The 17,867-nt window shown below is 67.7% G+C and carries 15 protein-coding genes; 2 read left to right on the plus strand and 13 right to left on the minus strand.

The features are described from left to right. Positions 1 to 92: 92 nt before the first annotated feature. The 11 genes from AB0B72_RS07965 to AB0B72_RS08015 all read right to left on the minus strand — a co-directional run bounded on the left by AB0B72_RS07965 (position 93) and on the right by AB0B72_RS08015 (position 12,242). On the minus strand, positions 93 to 1,244 hold the full coding sequence (locus AB0B72_RS07965; RefSeq protein ID WP_367737762.1) for a glutathione-independent formaldehyde dehydrogenase: 1,152 nt from the start codon (positions 1,242 to 1,244) through the stop codon (positions 93 to 95). Positions 1,245 to 1,448: 204 nt separating this feature from the next. Next, positions 1,449 to 1,550 (minus strand): DUF1931 family protein, encoded by a 102-nt coding sequence (locus tag AB0B72_RS07970; protein WP_367737764.1) that lies wholly within the window; start codon positions 1,548 to 1,550, stop codon positions 1,449 to 1,451. After that, complete coding sequence (locus tag AB0B72_RS07975; protein WP_367737768.1) at positions 1,508 to 1,651, minus strand: DUF1931 family protein; 144 nt, start codon at positions 1,649 to 1,651, stop codon at positions 1,508 to 1,510. Before AB0B72_RS07975 ends, AB0B72_RS07970 begins: the two co-directional genes overlap by 43 nt. A gap of 70 nt (positions 1,652 to 1,721) precedes the next feature. Beyond that, positions 1,722 to 3,392, minus strand: coding sequence for an FAD-dependent oxidoreductase (locus AB0B72_RS07980; protein WP_367737770.1), 1,671 nt, complete (start codon positions 3,390 to 3,392; stop codon positions 1,722 to 1,724). Beyond that, positions 3,376 to 3,819, minus strand: a complete 444-nt coding sequence (gene trxA / locus AB0B72_RS07985; RefSeq protein WP_367737772.1) for a thioredoxin — start codon at positions 3,817 to 3,819, stop codon at positions 3,376 to 3,378. The genes AB0B72_RS07980 and trxA overlap by 17 nt, the downstream gene beginning before the upstream one ends. A 2-nt stretch (positions 3,820 to 3,821) precedes the next feature. After that, entirely contained in the window at positions 3,822 to 6,440 is a 2,619-nt protein-coding gene (clpB, locus tag AB0B72_RS07990) for an ATP-dependent chaperone ClpB (RefSeq protein WP_367737774.1), read from the minus strand. Beyond that, the gene (locus AB0B72_RS07995) at positions 6,431 to 6,742 is read right to left on the minus strand and encodes a chaperone modulator CbpM (RefSeq protein ID WP_367737776.1); all 312 of its coding nucleotides are present in this window, start codon (positions 6,740 to 6,742) and stop codon (positions 6,431 to 6,433) included. Before AB0B72_RS07995 ends, clpB begins: the two co-directional genes overlap by 10 nt. Continuing rightward, positions 6,739 to 7,713: a DnaJ C-terminal domain-containing protein gene (locus AB0B72_RS08000; RefSeq protein WP_367737778.1), complete on the minus strand. Its 975-nt coding sequence runs from the start codon at positions 7,711 to 7,713 to the stop codon at positions 6,739 to 6,741. Before AB0B72_RS08000 ends, AB0B72_RS07995 begins: the two co-directional genes overlap by 4 nt. After that, entirely contained in the window at positions 7,713 to 8,321 is a 609-nt protein-coding gene (locus AB0B72_RS08005) for a nucleotide exchange factor GrpE (RefSeq protein ID WP_367737779.1), read from the minus strand. Before AB0B72_RS08005 ends, AB0B72_RS08000 begins: the two co-directional genes overlap by 1 nt. Before the next feature lies 1 nt (position 8,322). Further along, on the minus strand, positions 8,323 to 10,203 hold the full coding sequence (gene dnaK, locus AB0B72_RS08010; protein ID WP_367737780.1) for a molecular chaperone DnaK: 1,881 nt from the start codon (positions 10,201 to 10,203) through the stop codon (positions 8,323 to 8,325). Between the two features lie 1,496 nt (positions 10,204 to 11,699). Beyond that, positions 11,700 to 12,242 (minus strand): N-acetyltransferase family protein, encoded by a 543-nt coding sequence (locus AB0B72_RS08015; RefSeq protein ID WP_367737782.1) that lies wholly within the window; start codon positions 12,240 to 12,242, stop codon positions 11,700 to 11,702. 857 nt (positions 12,243 to 13,099) lie between these two features. Here AB0B72_RS08015 and AB0B72_RS08020 point away from each other — a divergent pair. Further along, complete coding sequence (locus tag AB0B72_RS08020) at positions 13,100 to 15,823, plus strand: RICIN domain-containing protein (protein ID WP_367737783.1); 2,724 nt, start codon at positions 13,100 to 13,102, stop codon at positions 15,821 to 15,823. Positions 15,824 to 16,280: 457 nt separating this feature from the next. Here the strand turns inward: AB0B72_RS08020 and AB0B72_RS08025 are convergent, their stop codons facing one another. Next, complete coding sequence (locus tag AB0B72_RS08025) at positions 16,281 to 16,532, minus strand: GntR family transcriptional regulator (protein WP_367737785.1); 252 nt, start codon at positions 16,530 to 16,532, stop codon at positions 16,281 to 16,283. Between the two features lie 79 nt (positions 16,533 to 16,611). Here AB0B72_RS08025 and AB0B72_RS08030 point away from each other — a divergent pair, with 79 nt between their 5' ends. Then, positions 16,612 to 16,923 (plus strand): hypothetical protein, encoded by a 312-nt coding sequence (locus AB0B72_RS08030; RefSeq protein WP_367737787.1) that lies wholly within the window; start codon positions 16,612 to 16,614, stop codon positions 16,921 to 16,923. Between the two features lie 331 nt (positions 16,924 to 17,254). Here AB0B72_RS08030 and AB0B72_RS08035 read toward each other — a convergent pair whose 3' ends face one another. Continuing rightward, entirely contained in the window at positions 17,255 to 17,860 is a 606-nt protein-coding gene (locus AB0B72_RS08035; protein WP_367737788.1) for a histidine phosphatase family protein, read from the minus strand. Positions 17,861 to 17,867 lie beyond the last annotated feature (7 nt).

Genomic DNA, 17,867 nt, shown 5'->3' on the forward strand with positions numbered 1-17,867 from the left:
CGATGGACGCGGCACCACGGCGGCCGACCTTCGCCCAAGGCCGGCCGGCACGATGGCGTACGCACTCGCGGTGGTCGTCCGGGCGCCGCGGATCAGTTGAGCTCGCCGGGATGGATGACGACCTTGGTCCAGCCGAGATCCCGCCGGTCGAAGTGCTCGTATCCGATCGGTGCGTCGTCCAGGCCCAGCTCGTGCGAGACCACCCAGGACGGCCGGGCGTTACGCTCGTGGATGAGCGTCATGAGCTGCCGGTTGTACCGCTTCACGTTGCACTGGCCGTTGCCGATCGTCTGGCCCTTGAACCAGAACATCCCGTAGTCGAAGGCGATCTCGCCCTGCTTGTAGAGATCGTCCGGGCTGCCGGGGTCGGTGGGGATGAAGACGCCGACGACGCCGATGGTCCCGGTGAACTTGACCGATTTGACGAGGTCATTGAGCGTCATGTTGGGGTGCTCGTGCCCCTGCGGGTCGTGCGCCTGGTAGCCCACGCACTCGCAGCCCCGGTCGGCGCCCAGGCCCTTGGTGAGCTCCATGACCTGATCGACCGGTGACGACTGGGAGTCGTCGATCGCGATCGCGCCGATCTCCTCGGCTTTGGCGAGCCGGTCGGGATGGCGGTCGACGACCATCACCTTGCTCGCGCTCTTGAGCGTGGCGGAGTAGGCGGCCATCAGCCCGACGGGTCCCGCCCCGTAGATCACGACCGAGTCGCCCGCCTCCACCTGGGCGAGTTGAGTCGCGTGCCAGCCGGTCGGCCAGATGTCGGCGAGCATCACGTAGTCGTTCTGCTTCTCCTTCGCGTCGTCCGGGAGGACGAGGCAGTTGAAGTCGCCGTACGGCACGCGCAACAACTCGGCCTGGCCGCCGCTGTAGGGCCCCATGTCCGCGAAGCCGTACGCCGCCCCGGCCATGCCCGGCTCGGGATTGGTGGTGAGGCAGTAGGCCGTCAGGCCCTTTTCGCAGTTCACGCAGAAACCGCACGCGACGTTGAACGGGATGCAGACCACGTCACCGACCCGGACATGGTCGATGGCCGATCCGATCTCGACCACTTCACCGAGGTTCTCGTGACCGAGGACGCGGCCCGTCTCGAAGTCGGTCCGCCCTTCGTACATGTGCAGGTCCGACCCGCAGATGTTGGTCGTGGTGATGCGGACCAGGACATCGGTGGGCCGCTCTATGCGCGCGTCCGGGACCTTCTCGACATTGACCTGTCGAGGTCCCTCGTACACTACGGCTCTCATGATTTCCTCGCATTCAGTTGGTTGCGAAGGATGGCCTATTCTGTCAATGACGGGACGAAAGGTCCCAAGCCGTACAGCAGGTCAATGGTTCGTTCCCCCTTTCCTCGCTCGTCGCGACCGCGCCTCTGCGGGGACTCGGCGCCGAACTCACCGGGCGTCCGGGCCGGCCGTTCAGATCCGATCGCCGAGGCCGTCCCGACCGCCTCAGAGCAGCAGGTCGAAGACATCTGTCGTGCGCTCCCACTGCTCAGTCGAGGGGTTCTTCACGTCTGGATCCACGATCTTGCAGGTCTGAGCCAGTGCCACTGACGGCCGCCGACGATCTCGGGCAGGCGGCCGACGGTCTCCTCGCCGATCGACAGGTCGAACGGAGGCAGTGTGGCGAGCTGCTCCAGGATGGGTTTCACTACGGAAGAGCCGTTCGAATCTCGACACCGCCATGAGCACCATGGAGATCTCCTTCCTTCCGGCCTGGCATCATTCGCCGGCCTGGAGGTAGTGGTGGACCAGCCGTACGGCCATGGCGCCTTCACCGACCGCCGAGGCCACCCGTTTGACCGACCCGCTCCGTACGTCCCCGGCCGCGAACACGCCCGCCCTGCTCGTCTCCAGCGGGAACGGCCGGCCGACGGAGCCGGGCGTGCCTTCCCTGCCGGACCGGGTGGCGTTCGCGCCCGTCAGTATGTAGCCCCGCGGGTCGAGCGCGATCTCGTCGGCCAGCCAGGCGGTGTGCGGCGCCGCGCCGATGAAAATGAACATCGCGCGGGCCTCGATCGTGGAACGCTCTGCCGTGACGGTGTTCTCGGCGATGACCGCGGCGAGACTCTCTTCCCCCATCAGCTTCCGGACCTCGGTGTTCAGCATGATCTGGATTCGGGGGTGTCGTTCGACCTCGACGGCCAGGTAGCGGGACATGTTCCTGGACAGCGCGTCCTCCCGCACGAGCAGCCGTACGCAGGCGGCGTGCCGGACCAGGAAGAGGGCGGCCTGGCCGGCCGAGTTGCCTCCTCCCACGACGACGATCGGGTCCCGCTCGCACATCTGGGCTTCGAACATGGTCGCCGCGTAGTAGACGCTCGTGGGCTCGAACCGTTCCAGGTCCTGGACGTCGAGCCTCCGGTAGCGGACGCCGGTCGCGACGATCAAGGCGCGCGCGTGGATCGTGCCGCCCTCCCGCACGGCGACGATGTGATCGCCTGCGTTCAGGTGCAGTCCGCATGCCTGGGCGGGGACGTGGAAATGCGCGCCGAACTTTCCGGCCTGGATCGCCGCTCGCTCCGCCAGCTCGCCGCCGGAGATCCCGGACGGGAAGCCGAGGTAGTTCTCGATCCTTGAGGAGGTGCCCGCCTGGCCGCCCGTCGCGACGTTGTCCAGGACCATCGTCACAAGGCCCTCCGACGCCCCGTAGACCGCCGCCGCCAGCCCCGCCGGCCCGGCCCCGATGACGAGCAGGTCGCATCGGGTCTGCTGCACCCGTGGTCCGGGGGGCCCGATCGCCCGGGCCAGCTCCGCGTTGCTCGGGTTGCGGAGCACCGTCTCGCCATGCAAGATCACGACCGGGGTCTCCTCCGGGGTGACGCCCATGCTCCGCAGGAACTGCTCCGCCTCCTCGTCCTGCTCCAGGTCGATCCACCGGTGCGGCAGCCGGTTGCGTGCCGCGAACTCCCGCAGCCGCCGGGAGTCGGCCGAGAAGCGGGAGCCGATGATGCGGAAGCCCGCCCCCAGTCCGATGAGCATCATGCGGCGGATGAGGTAGGCCCGCAGGATGAGGTCGCCGAGTGCCGGATCCTCGGCGACCAGGCGGCGGAGCGCGTCCGCCGGTACGGCGAGGACCTCGCCGTCCTCGGCCACCACGCCGGTGACGAAGCCCACCTGGCCGGTGAGCACGTTGAGCTCTCCCAGGAACCGGCCTGGCCCGTGGACGCCGATCACCTGGTCGTCCACTCCGAATCCCTCGACCGTCGCCACCTTGCCGGCCAGGATCGCGAAGAATTCGGTGCACGGAAGGCCCTCCGCGTACAGGACGTCGTCCCGGCGGACCCGACGCCGCTCGCCGCGCCCGGCCAGCACCTTGAGCTGCGCGTGACTCAGCCGCGGGTAGGCCCCCTGCGGGTCCGGTGTCTCTGAGAGGTCAGGCGGCCAGCGCATCGTCCACCCATTCGCGCAGGGCGGGAGCAGGCGCCGCGCCCGCCCGCCGGGTGACGACCCTCCCCTGATCGATCACCACAAGCGTCGGGATGGCCTGTACGGCGAAGCGTTCCGAGAGCCGGGGCGCTTCGTCCACGTTCACCTTCACCAGCTTCAGGCGACCGGCCAGATCGGCCGCGACCTGCTCCAGGGCCGGGCTGACCATGCGGCACGGCCCGCACCAGGGCGCCCAGAAGTCGACGACCACCGGCGTCCGCGACGCTTCGACGACCTCGCTGAAGTCGTCGTCCCCCGCCTCGGTGACCCAGGGAAGCGGCTGGTGGCAGTCACCGCAGTGCGGGATTCCCGAGGCCGTCCCGGGTACCCGGTTCTTCCGACCGCATTTCGAGCACTGGACGACGCTCGCGTCCTTGGCCTGGGATCGCATGGTCAGACCTCCGGATTCTCGTACGTCACCGAGAGCGCGCCGGCGCTGAGCCCGACGTGGATGATCGCCCCGTCGAGGACGTCGCCCGCGACCAGGGCGCGGGCGACGCGCGTCTCGACCTCACGGGCGATGAAGCGGCGCAGCGGCCGGGCGCCGTACACGGGGTCGAAGCCCTGCTCGGCGATGAAGCGCACGGCCTCGGGGGTGACCTCCAGCGTCATCCTGCGTTCGGCGAGCCGGATCCTGATCTCGGTGAACATCAGTGACACGATCTGCTCGATCTCCGGCTCGGTGAGCGGCTTGAACAGCACGATGTCGTCGATCCTGTTGAGGAACTCCGGCCGGAACCGCGCGCGTAGTTCGGCCATCACCATCTCGCGCACCTCGGGGTCGATCTCGCCCGACGAGGCGGCCTTCTCGCTCAGGTAGTGCGAGCCGATGTTGGACGTCATGATGATCACGGTGTTGCGGAAGTCGACCGTACGGCCCTGGGCGTCGGTGAGCCGCCCGTCGTCGAGCACCTGCAGCAGGGTGTTGAAGACGTCCGTGTGGGCCTTCTCGATCTCGTCGAACAGCACGACCGAGTACGGCTTGCGCCGTACGGCCTCGGTGAGCTGGCCGCCCTCCTCGTAGCCGACGTATCCGGGCGGGGCGCCGATCAGCCGGCTGACCGTGTGGCGCTCCTGGTACTCGCTCATGTCGACGCGGACCATGTTGTCCTGGGTGTCGAACAGCGCTTCGGCGAGGGTCTTGGCCAGTTCGGTCTTCCCGACGCCGGTCGGCCCGAGGAAGATGAACGAGCCGATGGGCCGGCGCGGGTCCTTGATGCCGGAGCGCGCCCGGATGATCGCGTCGGCGACGGCCCGCACAGCCTCGTCCTGACCGATGACGCGCTCGTGCAGGATCTGGTCGAGATGCAGCAGCTTCTCCCGCTCGCCCTCCTTGAGCCTGCTGACCGGGATGCCGGTCCAGCGGGAGACGATGCCGGCGATCTCCTCTTCCGTCACGACCTCGCGGAGCAGGCGCCCCGCACCATGCTTGGATTCCAGCTGCTCCTCCGCGGCCTCCAGCTTGCGTTCCAGCTCGGGAAGCCTGCCGTGCGTCAGCTCGGCGGCGCGGTTCAGGTCGTAGGTGCGCTCGGCCTGCTCGGCCTCGCGCCTGACCGCCTCGATCTCCTGGCGCAGGCGCTGCACCTTGTGCAGAGCGTGCCGTTCGGCCTCCCACTGGACGCGCATGGCGTCGGCCTGGGCGCGCAGGTCGGCGAGCTCGGCGCGCAGGGCCTCCAGACGGGTCTGGCTCGCCGGGTCCTCCTCCTTGGCGAGGGCCGCCTCCTCGATCTCGAGGCGCATCACCCGGCGGGTGAGCTCGTCCAGCTCGGCGGGCATGGAGTCGATCTCCGTACGGAGCATCGCGCACGCCTCGTCGACCAAGTCGATCGCCTTGTCGGGCAAGAAGCGGTCGCTGATGTAGCGGTGGCTCAGAACAACCGCCGCCACGATGGCGCTGTCGGTGATCTTCACGCCGTGGAACACCTCGAGGCGCTCGCGCAGGCCGCGCAGGATGGAGACGGAGTCCTCCACCGACGGCTCGTCCACGAAGACGGGCTGGAAACGGCGCTCCAGCGCGGCGTCCTTCTCGATGTGCTTGCGGTATTCGGTGATCGTCGTCGCGCCGATCATGTGGAGTTCGCCGCGGGCCAGCATCGGCTTCAGCATGTTCCCCGCGTCCATGGAGCCCTCGGCCGCGCCCGCGCCGACGACGTTGTGGACCTCGTCGACGAACAGCAGGATCCGCCCTTCCGCCGACGTGACCTCGGTGAGTACCGCCTTGAGGCGCTCCTCGAACTCGCCGCGGTATTTCGCCCCCGCGACCAGGGCGCCCACGTCGAGACTGAAGATCGTCTTGTCCTTCAGGCCCTCCGGGACGTCGCCTCGGGCAATGCGCTGGGCGAGGCCCTCCACGATCGCGGTCTTGCCGACTCCCGGATCGCCGATGAGAACGGGATTGTTCTTGGTCTTGCGGGACAGGATCTGCACGACCCTGCGGATCTCGCCGTCGCGGCCGATGACCGGGTCGAGTTTGTCCGCCCTGGCCGCGGTGACCAGGTCACGGCCGTACTTCTCCAGGGCCTCGTAGGCGACCTCGGGGTTGGCGGAGGTCACCCGCTGGTTGCCGCGCACTCGCGTGAGGGCCTCCAGGAAGCGCTCGCGGTTCAGCCCGTGCGCTTTGAGCAGCCGCCCGGCCGCCGTGTCCGGCCCTTCGTCGAGCAGTGCAAGCAGCAGGTGCTCGACCGAGACGTACTCGTCCTTCAGCCGCCTGGCCTCCCGATCGGCTGCCTCCAGCAGGCGGGACAGCCGCTGGGTCAGGTACACCTGCCCGGGCGCTGCACCGGGACCGGTCACGCGGGGGCGGCGTTCCAGCTCGGCCTCCAACTCCATCGCCAGCTTGTCCGCGTCGGCGCCGGCGGCCGAGAGCAGGCGCGGGACCAGCCCTTCGGGTTGTTCCAGCAACGCGAACAGGAGATGTTCGCCGTCGACTTCCGTGTGCCCGAAGCGGGTCGCCTTGGTCTGCGCGTCGTGCAGGGCCTCCTGTGACTTCTGGGTGAGGCGGTTCACGTCCATGGCATGCCTCCGGGAGTTCTCGCGCGGGTCCGCAGAGCCGCTTCGAGCTCCGCGATGCGGTCGAGCAGGTCCGCCACCAGGCCCAGTGAGGCGTAGTTGACGGCCAGTTGCGTGTGCAGCCGCTGGAGGCGCCCGACGACGGCGAGCTGGGAGGGCGGGAAGCACAGATCCCCCGTAGCGTCGCGGAAGGCGTCGATCAGGCCGAGCGCGACCAGGCGGCGCACCAATTCCGGATGCAGACCGGTCACCTGTGCGAAGGACTCCAGATCCAGGAATGGGAGCCGTACGAGGGGATGGCTCATGGCCGGGTTCTCCCGCCCGATTGGGAGCGCGGATTGAAGCTGGAGACGCCGGCCAGTTGCTCATAGAGGCGGCGCTCCTCGGCACTCAGCGTGCGAGGGACCATGATCCGGACCTCGGCGAACAGGTCCCCGGGGTCACCGCGGGAGTTGGGCATGCCCTGCCCGCGCAGGCGCAGGCGGCGCCCGGAGGAGGAGCCGGGCGGCACCTTGACCTTCGCCTCCCCGCCCGGGGTATCGATCGCCACGGTCGCGCCCAGCGCGGCTTCAGAAGGGGTGAGGGGAAGCTGGACATGGATGTCCCGTCCGTCGACGCGGTAGCGGGGATGATCGGTGAGTCGCGCGATCAAGTAGAGGTCGCCCCTCTTCGCGCCGTCGGTGCCCGCGCCGCCCTGACCCGCGAGCCGGATCCGCTGCCCGCTCCGGACGCCCGGGGGGATCGTGACCTCCAGCGTCCGGGATCCTCCACGGCCGGGAAGGGTGATCGTGCGGCGGCCGCCGTGGTAGGCCTCCTCGACCGTCAGCGGCAACTCGACCTCCTGGTCGGCTCCGGGCATCGGGCCCCAGCCGCGGCTCGCGCGGCCCCCGCGGCTCCCGAACATGCCGCCGAACAGCTCCTCGAAGTCGATGCCCTCTCCGGTCTCGAACCGGACCTCCTGCCCGGCCGGACCGCGCGCCCACCCGGCCCGGCCTCCCGTGCCCGCCCCGGCCCGGGCCCTGGCGTACGCCGCCGGGTCCACTCCCTCGGGCACCTGCCGGAAGTCCCTGCCGAACGCGTCGTATCGCTTGCGGGTGTCAGGATCGGACAGCACCTCGTAGGCCTCCGACACCTCCTTGAAGCGGTCCTCGGCCCCGGGGTCCTTGTTGACGTCGGGATGGTAGGAGCGCGCGAGCTTGCGGTAGGCCCGCTGGATGTCCTCGCGGCCGGCCGTTCGCGGCACCCCGAGGATCTCGTAGAAGTCGCGGTCCGCCATCAGTCCTCCACCTTGGTGGACACGACGACCGACGCGGGGCGCAACTGGTCGGGGCCGTCGCCGTAGCCGGGCCGTACGACGGCGACGACCGTGCCCGGCTCGGCCTCCAGGTCCTCCACCGTGCTCACGGCCTCGTGCCTGGCGGGGTCGAACCGCGTCCCGAGATCCTCCACGCGCGGGAAGCCCAGCCGGGCGAGCAGGGCCACCGCCTGGTCGCGGACGGCGCGGACGCCTTCGATGACCGCACCGGGATCGGCATCGGCATCCGCGTGCCGCAGCGCCAGTTCCAGGTTGTCGATGACCGGCAGCCACTCTGCGGCGACCCGCGCCCGCTCGTCGAGCCGCTGCCTGGCGAGGTCCCTGGCCGTCCGCTTACGGAGGTTGTCGAGCTCCGCGACCGCACGCAGCCACCGGTCGTGCAGCTCCTCCAGCCGCGCGTCCACCTCGGTCGCGGAACCCGTCTCACCCGTCTCGCCGGGGGCGCGAGTTTCGCGAATCGTCCCAGGCTCGCCTGTCGGCTGCGGCTCGGGCGTCTCGTGCGGCGTCCCAGACTCGGCCTCCACGGCCTCGGCCGCTGGAGTGCGCGGGTTCCTGTCCTTGCTGGTCATGTCACTCCGGGCTGGTGAACTCGGCGTCGATCACGTCCTCGTCCGGCCCGTCCGCGCCGGGCTGCCCCGGCTGCGCCCCGGGCTGTCGCGCCTGTGCGCCGGCGCCCAGCGCGTGGAAGACCTGCTGCAGCTCCCCTGCCAGACCGCGCAGCCGGTCGACGGGCGCCTCCTCCTTGATGGCCTGACGGGCGTCGGCGATCAATTGTTCCGCCCGGGCCTTCTCATGCACAGGAACGGCGTCACCGAGCTCCGACAGACGCCGTTCCACCTGGTAGGCGATCGAATCGAGCTCGTTGCGGGCGTCGATCGCCTCACGGAGAGCGGCGTCGTCGGCCCGATGCCGCTCGGCATCGGCGATCATCCGGTCGATCTCGCCGGTGTCCAGGTTGGAGCTCTCGCTGATCGTGATGCGCTGCTCTGCACCGGTGTCCTTGTCTTTGGCCGTCACGTTGAGGATGCCGTTCGCGTCGATGTCGGAGGTGACCTCGATCTGAGGCACCCCGCGGGGTGCGGGCCGGATGTTCTCCAGGCGGAACCGGCCGAGCACGCGGTTGTCGGCGGCGCGTTCCCGCTCGCCCTGCAGGACGACCACGTCGACGGCCGACTGGTTGTCCTCAGCGGTGCTGAAGGTCTCGGTGCGGCGAGCCGGGATCGTGGTGTTCCGATCGATGATCTTCGTCATGAGACCGCCGAGCGTCTCGACCCCGAGTGACAGCGGGGTGACGTCGAGCAGCACGACGTCCTTGACCTCACCCCTGATGATGGCCGCCTGGACCGCCGCGCCGAGCGCCACGACCTCGTCGGGGTTGACCGTCATGTTGGGGTCTTTCCCCGTCATACGTCGCACGGTCTGCTGCACCGCGGGCATGCGCGTGGCCCCGCCGACCAGGATCACCTCGTCGAGATCGGCCGAGGTCAGCTTGGCGTCGGCCATGGCCCCCTCGAGCGGCCCCTTGACGCGCTCGATCAGATCGGCGGTGATCTGCTCGAACGTGGACCGCATCAGCGTGGTGTTCAGGTGCTTGGGCCCGTTGGCGTCGGCGGTGACGAACGGAAGGCTGATCTGGGTCTGGCTGACCGCCGACAGTTCCACCTTGGCCTTCTCGGCCGCCTCGAAGAGCCGCTGCAGGGCCTGGGGGTCGACGCGGAGGTCGATGCCCTCCTGGCGCTGGAACTCGTCGGCCAGGTGGTCGACGATCCGGCGGTCGAAGTCATCGCCGCCCAGGTGGGTGTCCCCGGCGGTGGCGCGGACCTCGACCACGCCCTCGCCGATGTCGAGGATGCTGACGTCGAAGGTCCCGCCACCCAGGTCGAAGACGAGGACCGTCTCGCTGCCCTTCTTGTCCAGACCGTAGGCCAGGGAGGCCGCGGTCGGCTCGTTGACGATGCGCAGGACCTCCAGGCCGGCGATCTTCCCGGCGTCCTTGGTGGCCTGCCGCTGCGCGTCGTTGAAGTAGGCGGGCACGGTGATGACGGCCTCGGTGACCTTCTCGCCCAGGAACTTCGCCGCGTCGGCCACGAGTTTCCTCAGCACGAACGCCGAGATCTCCTCCGGCGCGTACTGCTTGTCCTTCACCTTGAACCGCACGGCCCCGTCGGGACCCGCCACCACGTCGAACGAGACCGCCTTGATCTCGTCGTGAACCTCCTCGAACCGCCGGCCCATGAACCGCTTGGCCGAATAGATCGTGCCCTTCGGGTTCAGGATCGCCTGACGGCGGGCCATCTGGCCGACCAGGACCTCCCCCTGATCGGTGAACGCCACCACCGACGGCGTGGTCCGCGACCCCTCGGCATTCGGGATGACCGTCGGATGGCCGTCCTCGGTCGTCGCGATCACGGAGTTCGTCGTGCCCAGATCGATGCCTACTGCCTTCGCCATCTGCCCATCCCTTCATGAATCCCGAGCGTCCTTCCTGGCGTCCCTCCCGTCTCCGCTGATCTCTGCCGGAAGATGTCACCGAACGCTCCCCAAGCCGGCAGGCCCCGTATACGTGGCCGTCTGCGTCGGCCTACCTGAAGGTCTTTGTCGACACCCGGACGGTGTCGAGCACCCGCCGGCCTCATCGGCGAACTCGGGGTCGACCAGCATGTCGTAACTGTCAGCCACGACCGGGAGGGGCGAGGCGAACGCCCGGCGCCGCAGTCGTAGCTGATCACGCCTCAGATCAGGCCGAAGAGGGCCGAGCACGATCGCGGAGGCCATTGCCCACCCCTGCCAAGGGCTGACGGTCAGGAACACCAGCCCGATCGGCAAACCGATCCGGACACCGGTGCCCGCTCCGGTGACCAGCGCGCGGCCCAGCACCTTCTCCTCCCACCGCAGGGACGTCCTCACGATGCAGACATGTTCGATGGAGAGGCGATGCCACGAGCGAGTGTGTCCACCGCATGCTGGGCCGCATCGTCGATGCTGTAGTCGCCGGCACCGTCTTGTGCGGCTGACGTAGGTCGAAGGGTGTCATGGATCAACCTCCCTTTGGTTGGTTGTTCCAACTACCGACAAGCATGGGTCGCCGCTGCGCCAGCCACAGGTCAAAGACCGGCGTCCCGGTTTTCGAACCTCTACAGGTCCAGCCAAAGGGTGTGAACGCCACCCCGAAACCCCCGGATATCCATTTTCGGATCAAAGAATGAAGACGGTGTTGATGTGCCTCGGGTTCTGTGGAGTCGGCTTGGTCGGCTGTCATGCCAGCTGCGTGTTCGCAGAGGTCCGCCCGACTACCCGACCGAGTGGTCCGTGATCAACGTCGTCGCGGCCCGGGAAGAGCATCGCTCGTCTTCGGGGGTTGGCCTGACGAAGGGGGCCTAAAGGATCTACCGTATGCCCGGTCCGTGCCCGCGAGCGAACAACGAGCAGCCAAACGAGATCAACTGCTCGCCGCGAGACCCATCTCGACCGAGAAACCTCAGTTCATGCGGGGTAAGAAGTGGTGGGGCGCCAGGGACTCGAACCCTGAACCGACGGATTAAAAGATCGACTTGCCATCGTTCCGCACAGTCCAATGCAGGTCAGCGGGCACATGCGGTCTGATCTGAACGGCTCTGGGCCGACCAGGACTGCAACCCAAAGTGCAACTCGCTTTGCCTGGTGACCTCTTCCTTATCAGGACCACCTGACACGTGATCAGGAGCTTGCGTCCTGCTCCGGGATGGTGCCGGGCGGTGGTGATCGTGAGTGGTCGTGTGGGGCTGTTGCAGTACGCGTTGCAGTAGTGCGCCGTCGCCTTGTTCTTCCCCGTCCTCCTCGTGGCTGCCGATCCCCAGGGCGAGGCCGCCGCGTCAAGGGTCAATGAAGTTGATCGCATAGCGACGTCGTAAGCGCCCTTAATGTGGGGGACTCGACCGGGACGATGGGGAAGCGAGAAGGACGTGTAGCTACCGAGGGGAAAGACGCTGCATCCACAGCGAGCTGATGTACTGTCCGTTTTTGACGGCATACTCACGGAACACGCCAACCTCCGTAAAGCCGAACTTCCGGTGCAGTGCAACCGATGCGTCATTGGGCATGGCTATGCCTGCGAGGACGACGTGAACCGGCTCGTGAGCAAGGCAATCGAACAGCGCACGATAGAGCAAGGTGCCGATGCCCTGGCCTCGGGAACTGACGTGCAGCGCAATACTTACCTCGACAGTCTCCTGGAAGGCACCGCCGTCTCGATAACGCTGGCTGTAAGCGAACCCCAGGACCTGGCTGCCGTCTCGAGCAACGAGCAGTCGATAGGGCCCGGTCGAGGAGAACTGCTCGAACCAATCGCGTCGTTCGGCCACACTGGTCGGCCGGGTGGCGAAGGTAGCGGTTGAGTTCGCCGCAGCGTGGTTCAGAATTTCGACAATCCGAGGAAGGTCATCGTCGGTCGCAACAGCGATCTCGACAGGGTTCGGGTGGGCAGATGCGTGTACGTCAGTCCTCTGGCTCATATCGACACGGTATCCAGGCCGGCCACGAAATTCGGCGGGCCGGGGCTGAGGAACGAAGTCCCAGACCTCCGATCACCCCGGCCCCGTGTGATGGCCGGCCATAGCATGGCGATCATCGTGCCGCATGGGTGCGGCGGCGCGGAGCGCCGTCGCCTTGATCCCGCTTCTCCGGACTCGAACCCTGAACCGACGGATTAAAAGCGGCATAGCCCGGCGTGCGGTCGAACTCCGCATGCCGTAGGCGGGAGCCCTGTCTGGCAGGCGAGCAGGAAAACTGGTCGCCGACGTGTTGTGGACGCAACGGTCGCCCGAGTTCGGCGGTGAAGACGCAACCGCTGTCGCCGCTGTTGTAGCGGTGCAGGAAGTCTCCGAGGGCATCAGTGCGTTCGTCATTGCTGGCGTAGGGCCGTAGGTGGGCCCAATACCCTACCGGGCGCCCTACGGCATCGAATCGAATCGATTAACTGTGAGAGTTCGACACAGGTCTGGATGGTCCTGAGCGTGCCGATTCTCGATCTTGAACCGTGTTCGAGGCGTCCAACGCAGCCTGAAAATTACACGACGTCTGGGACCGCGTGCTCCCATCTGGCGTGATGGGAGCCAGACGGCCGAAGTGATCCGATCTCCGTGACCCCTGAGCATTGACAGGTGGGAGCCTGGGCCCTTACGTGTGATGTCCCGGCCATGCCTCGAACCGATACGACGCTCCCCCTACGAGGAGACAGGATGCCCCCCTCAAGCCGTCGGCTTTCGCCGACGAACGGCGACGGCCTGAACGGCCGGGCAGTTGCGCCCGCGCAGGGGCGGCCGGACCCGAAAAGTGCATCACGCACGGGATTCACCCGAAAGGATTACCGATGAAGCGGAGCGATCCCTCCTCCCGCCCTCGACGTACGGCGGGCAGGTGGCCGGCTGTGGTGGCGGCCTTGCTGGTCGCGACGATCGGCGCTCAGCCGGCTGTGGCGGCACAGCGGTCCGCGTCGTCGGAGTCCACCGTGTCGAAGTCCGCCGCTGCGGTCGCCGCCGCCGCTGCCGCTGGGGACATCGACGGCTTCACCGCGGGCAATGCCGCGGTCGCCTCGGTCGATCTGGCCGGGACGTGGACCTTCACTCCGGCGGGCCGGTCGGCGACGTCGATCAGAGTGCCTGGAGGTGGCTGGTACAAGCAGGGTTTCACCGATGTGTCCCAGGCGGTGTACTCGCGTTCGGTGACGGTGCCGGACTCGGGGCAGCCGCAGTCGGCGTGGATCGAGTTCGGCGCGGTGAACCACCAGGCGACCTTGTCGGTGGACGGCCGGGTGGTCGCGACGCAGACCACGGCCTTCACTCCGTCGAAGTTCGACATCAGCGCCTACGCCGCCCCGGGGACCACTCATACGATCAGCGTCGACGTGAAGGGCCGCGGCGCGCTGAAGGCATCCAACGGCCGGTACCTGGTGCCCGACGCCGCCGAGTGGTCCGAGGCGGTCCCCCAGGGGATCTACCGTTCGGCGTTCCTGCGGGTGTACCCGGCGGTGTACGTCAGCGACACATTCGTGCGTACGTCGGTGGCGAACAAGACGTTGAGCTACGACGTGACGGTGCGTAACACGTCGGGCAGTTCCCGGTCGGTGACGTTGACCGGGTCGCTGTCGTCCAACAACGGAACGGCTTTCAGCTACCCGGACCTGCCCAGCCGTACGGTCACCGTGGCGGCCCACTCGACCGGGACCGTGACCGTGGGGCCGGTCGCGTGGAACCTCGACAGCACCTCGTACTGGTGGCCCAATGTGCCGTACCGGTCGGGGTACCGGGCGCAGCTGCACCAGCTGAAGGTGCATGCCGCCACCGATGACGGGCACACCAGCGACGCCACGTACCGGTTCGGGTTCCGAGAGGCCACCCAGAACGGCGAGTACTACTACCTCAACGGCGTGCGCGTGAACTTCCGCGGCGACAACCTCCAGGGTGCCGACTACGACCGGATCAACAACGGAGGCAAGGGCGACGCCTACGACACGCTGCCCGGATTCCTTCCACCTTCGTCGGGCAACGGCGGCTGGCCGCAGGCCGTGGACAACTACCAGCGGCTCAACTACAACGTGGTGCGCATCCACCAGGAGCCGGGCAGCCCGTACATGTTGGATGTCGCCGACGAGATGGGCCTGATGATCATCGATGAGGTCGCGATCCGCGGCTCCCAGTCCGGGCAGGATTGGATCACCGGGCACGACAACATGGTCAACCACGCCCGTGCGCTGGTCCTGCGCGACCGCAATCACCCCGCGGTCATTCGTTGGAGTCAGAACAACGAGCCGAACCAGAGCGGCCAGGATTCCGAACAGTTCGAGAAGGACCTGTACGCGGCGATGAACGGCGCCGACGGCACCCGGCCGATCATCGCCGAGCTGGGCGTCGGCGCGAATCTCAACATGTATCCCGGGATGACGTACTCCAACTTCGCGGTGATCTCGCACTACGTCGACGGCTTCGGCAGGTACGGGGAGGGCCTGATCAACGTGAATGGACGGCCCGAAGGCGAGGGCGAGTTCATCTGGCCGGCGTGCAACACCAAGCAGGGCTTCATGTGGTTCGCCACGGCAACCCTGGCCAAGCGCGGCAAGGGCGCCGCAGATCTGCGTCCGTACACGCTGCTGTCCGCGTGGGCCGGGTTCGTGCCCGGCGTGCGTTCCACGGACTTCACCCCGGAGGAGGGCGGCCATCCGCTCTACGGCGCGGACAACCTGTCCGATCCCTGGAGCAACCCGCAGATCCAGCGCGTGCAGGCGGCGTTCAACCCGGTGGCAGCGGTCGACCTCCCGTACTGGTCCGCATCCGGCGCCTCGGACTCGAACGCCACCTTCCCGCTGCCGCAGGCCGTGCCCACCTACGCCGCCAACGCCTCGGTGACCCGCAACATCACCGTCTTCAACGACGACTTCGCCGACACTTCGGTGGGCTTCACCTGGACGGCGCGGCTCAACGCGCCGGACGGCGCGGTCGTCGCGTCCGGAAGCACGACCCTGACTGTCCCGCTCGGCTCGCGGGTCACCCAGCCGGTCACCTTCACCACACCGGCGAGCGGCTCACGGGTGTACCTGGTGCTGACGACCACCAAGTCGGGTGCCACGACGTTCAGCGACGCGGTCGAGTACTTCAATCTCGGGTCCGGTCAGAGCGGCCCGGTGTCGGGCTCGTCCTACCGAATCGTCAACCGCAACAGCGGCAAGCCGCTCGGCGTGGCCGGCGGTTCTTCCGCCGACGGCGCCAAGGCCGTGCAGCAGTCCGGTTCCGGCGCGTGGACCGTCACCAGCGGTCAGGGCGGTGCCTACACCCTGCGCTACGTCCCCACCGGCAAGGTCCTCGACGTCAACGCCGGCAGCACCACCCAGGGGCTGCAACTGCAGCAGTGGACCGCCAACGGCGGCACCAACCAGCTGTGGTACCTGCGCTCCACCGGCAGCGGCTACTACACGATCGTCAGCTACAGCAGCGGGCTGCTGGCGGACGTGTACGGCGCGTCGACATCTGACGGTGCTCAGGTCGTGCAGTGGGCCGCCAACGGCGGCGTCAACCAGCAATGGCAGTTGGTCCCGGCCTGAGATCACCTGGTACGGCCCGGCCATGGCGGCCGGGCCGTACCCCGCGCCGTGCCGAAGATCCGGCGGAATCCCCCACGACCTCACTGACCAGGCTCGATTCGCTCGTGTGTGCTTGATGACGGCCTCCTTGGCGGCGAACCCACTCGAACGGCCGCGTTCTCGCCTAAGGCTCCCGAGCGGGATCGGGAGCCAGGCGAAGCTCGGCGGCGACCGCCCGCTCGCGTAGCTGACCGGCCTCGGCCCTTGCCACGTCGAGCTGTGCCCGCAGGTCGGACAGCCGGGCCCCGCGCTCCGTCCCACTTTGTCGGAATGGGTGGGGTTGAAGCGTCCTTGGCCCGCAGAGGGGTCGCAGGTGGGGGAGAGAGCCTGCGAGGTGTTCGGTGTTGCCCTTCCAAGGATCATCTCTTGGGTCTGGCCTGGCGACGGTTGCCGTCAGCTCGCAGGCCTTCGGGCCTGGTCATTCGGGCTTGTCGCGCTCTTCCGGGGCTGTGACGAAGCTGCCCATGCCGGGCTCGGTGTGGATCAAGCCGTCTGCCCTGAGTGCCCGCATGACCTTCTGGCCGGTGGCGTTCGCGATGCCGAACTCTTCGATCAGGGCGAGGAGTGATGGGATGCGCTCGCCAGGCTTGTACTCGCCGGAGGCGATACGAGCCTTGATGATCTCGTACACCTGTCGCCACCTGGGCTGATTGGCCTTGAACTCCACCACGCACGCAACGGTAGGAAGTCATTGCACGCCATGGCGATGGACAGCACGCTATAGCGTGCCATAGCTTTCTTTGCTTACCATGCAGCTCACGGGCCTGTGGGAGGAGAGCGAAGTGAGCGGTGAGAAGGCGGCGAGTGTCCCTGTCGTGACCGTCAGCGACTTGCTGGAGGTGTTTCCCGGCTGGAGCATCTGGCGATGCTCGGCGGGACGTCTGTGGGCCACGCGGATGGGTCGTCTGACGAACGAGGACTACAACCACGGCCTATGCCAGACCATCGACGGCGATGACGTTGGGCAACTGGCCGAGGAGCTTCGCCGGCAAGCCGCGCTGGCTCGCGCTCTGCCCGACGGAGAGGCGCAGTCCGTTGTCCCTCGCGACGCCTCGCACTGAGCGGCCCCACATGGACGCGGACCTACGGGGCATCCTCCAGGGCCGGCGGACCTGTTGGATGACCTAGATTGTCCAGGCATCTCGCCACACCTCGGCCTCGCTGTACCCGAGCCGGAGAAGGTGCTCTGGGTCTCTCAACCTCGCGGGCCATACCGAGTCGTGGACTACACCTGCAACTGCCAAGCCGTGTTCTACGAACTCGTCTCCTGCGGCGGCATCTTCAGATTCATAAGGTGGTGCAGGCGGAACCACCCGAGCACGCCTACACGGGCGGCTGGCGGTTTGGCGACGCTCGTCTCTGGTGGCATTCGGTCCTGCTGGGCCGAGTTCGCTAGTGCTGTCGCCGGGAAGGTCCGCTGGGTTCAGTCTTCTGCGGCCTGGACCCGTGCTCGGGCCCGTGGGCAGGGAGCGTGTAGCACCACCCCTCTTTCCACCCGAAGGGGGCGTCGACCAAGTCTTCGATCGCGACTCCCGTCAGCAGACAGTCGAGCGCCCATTTGTTGGCCGAGTGGGCGATTACCAGAACGCGCGAGCCGTCCCAGTCGGCCGCCAGTTCGCGAAGGAAGTCACGGGTGGCTTGGATGACCTGGCGGTAGCTCTGACCGCCGGGGAAGGGATCGTCGATATGACGCGCACGCTGGGCCGCGAGTACGGTGACCGGGCAGCCGTTGAGCTCGCCGTAGTTACATTCGCGCAGTCGCGGGTCTTGGCGAATGGGGATCGTTGTCTCGGCGAAGGCGATCTGCGCGGTCTCGACCGCCCGGTGCAGATCGGAGACGAAGACAGCGGCCAGGTCTGTGTTCCGACGACGGGCGCCGAGCTCGACTGCGAATCGCCGTCCCTGGTCAGAGAGCCTGCCCGGCAGCCAGCCGGTTGCGATGCCCTTCTCGTTGTCCTCGGTCAGCGAATGGGTCTCGTACACGATCTCGACTGCCATGTCGGCT

Origin of the sequence: Microbispora sp. NPDC049125, assembly GCF_040802045.1 — a bacterium.
Lineage (GTDB): Bacteria > Actinomycetota > Actinomycetes > Streptosporangiales > Streptosporangiaceae > Microbispora.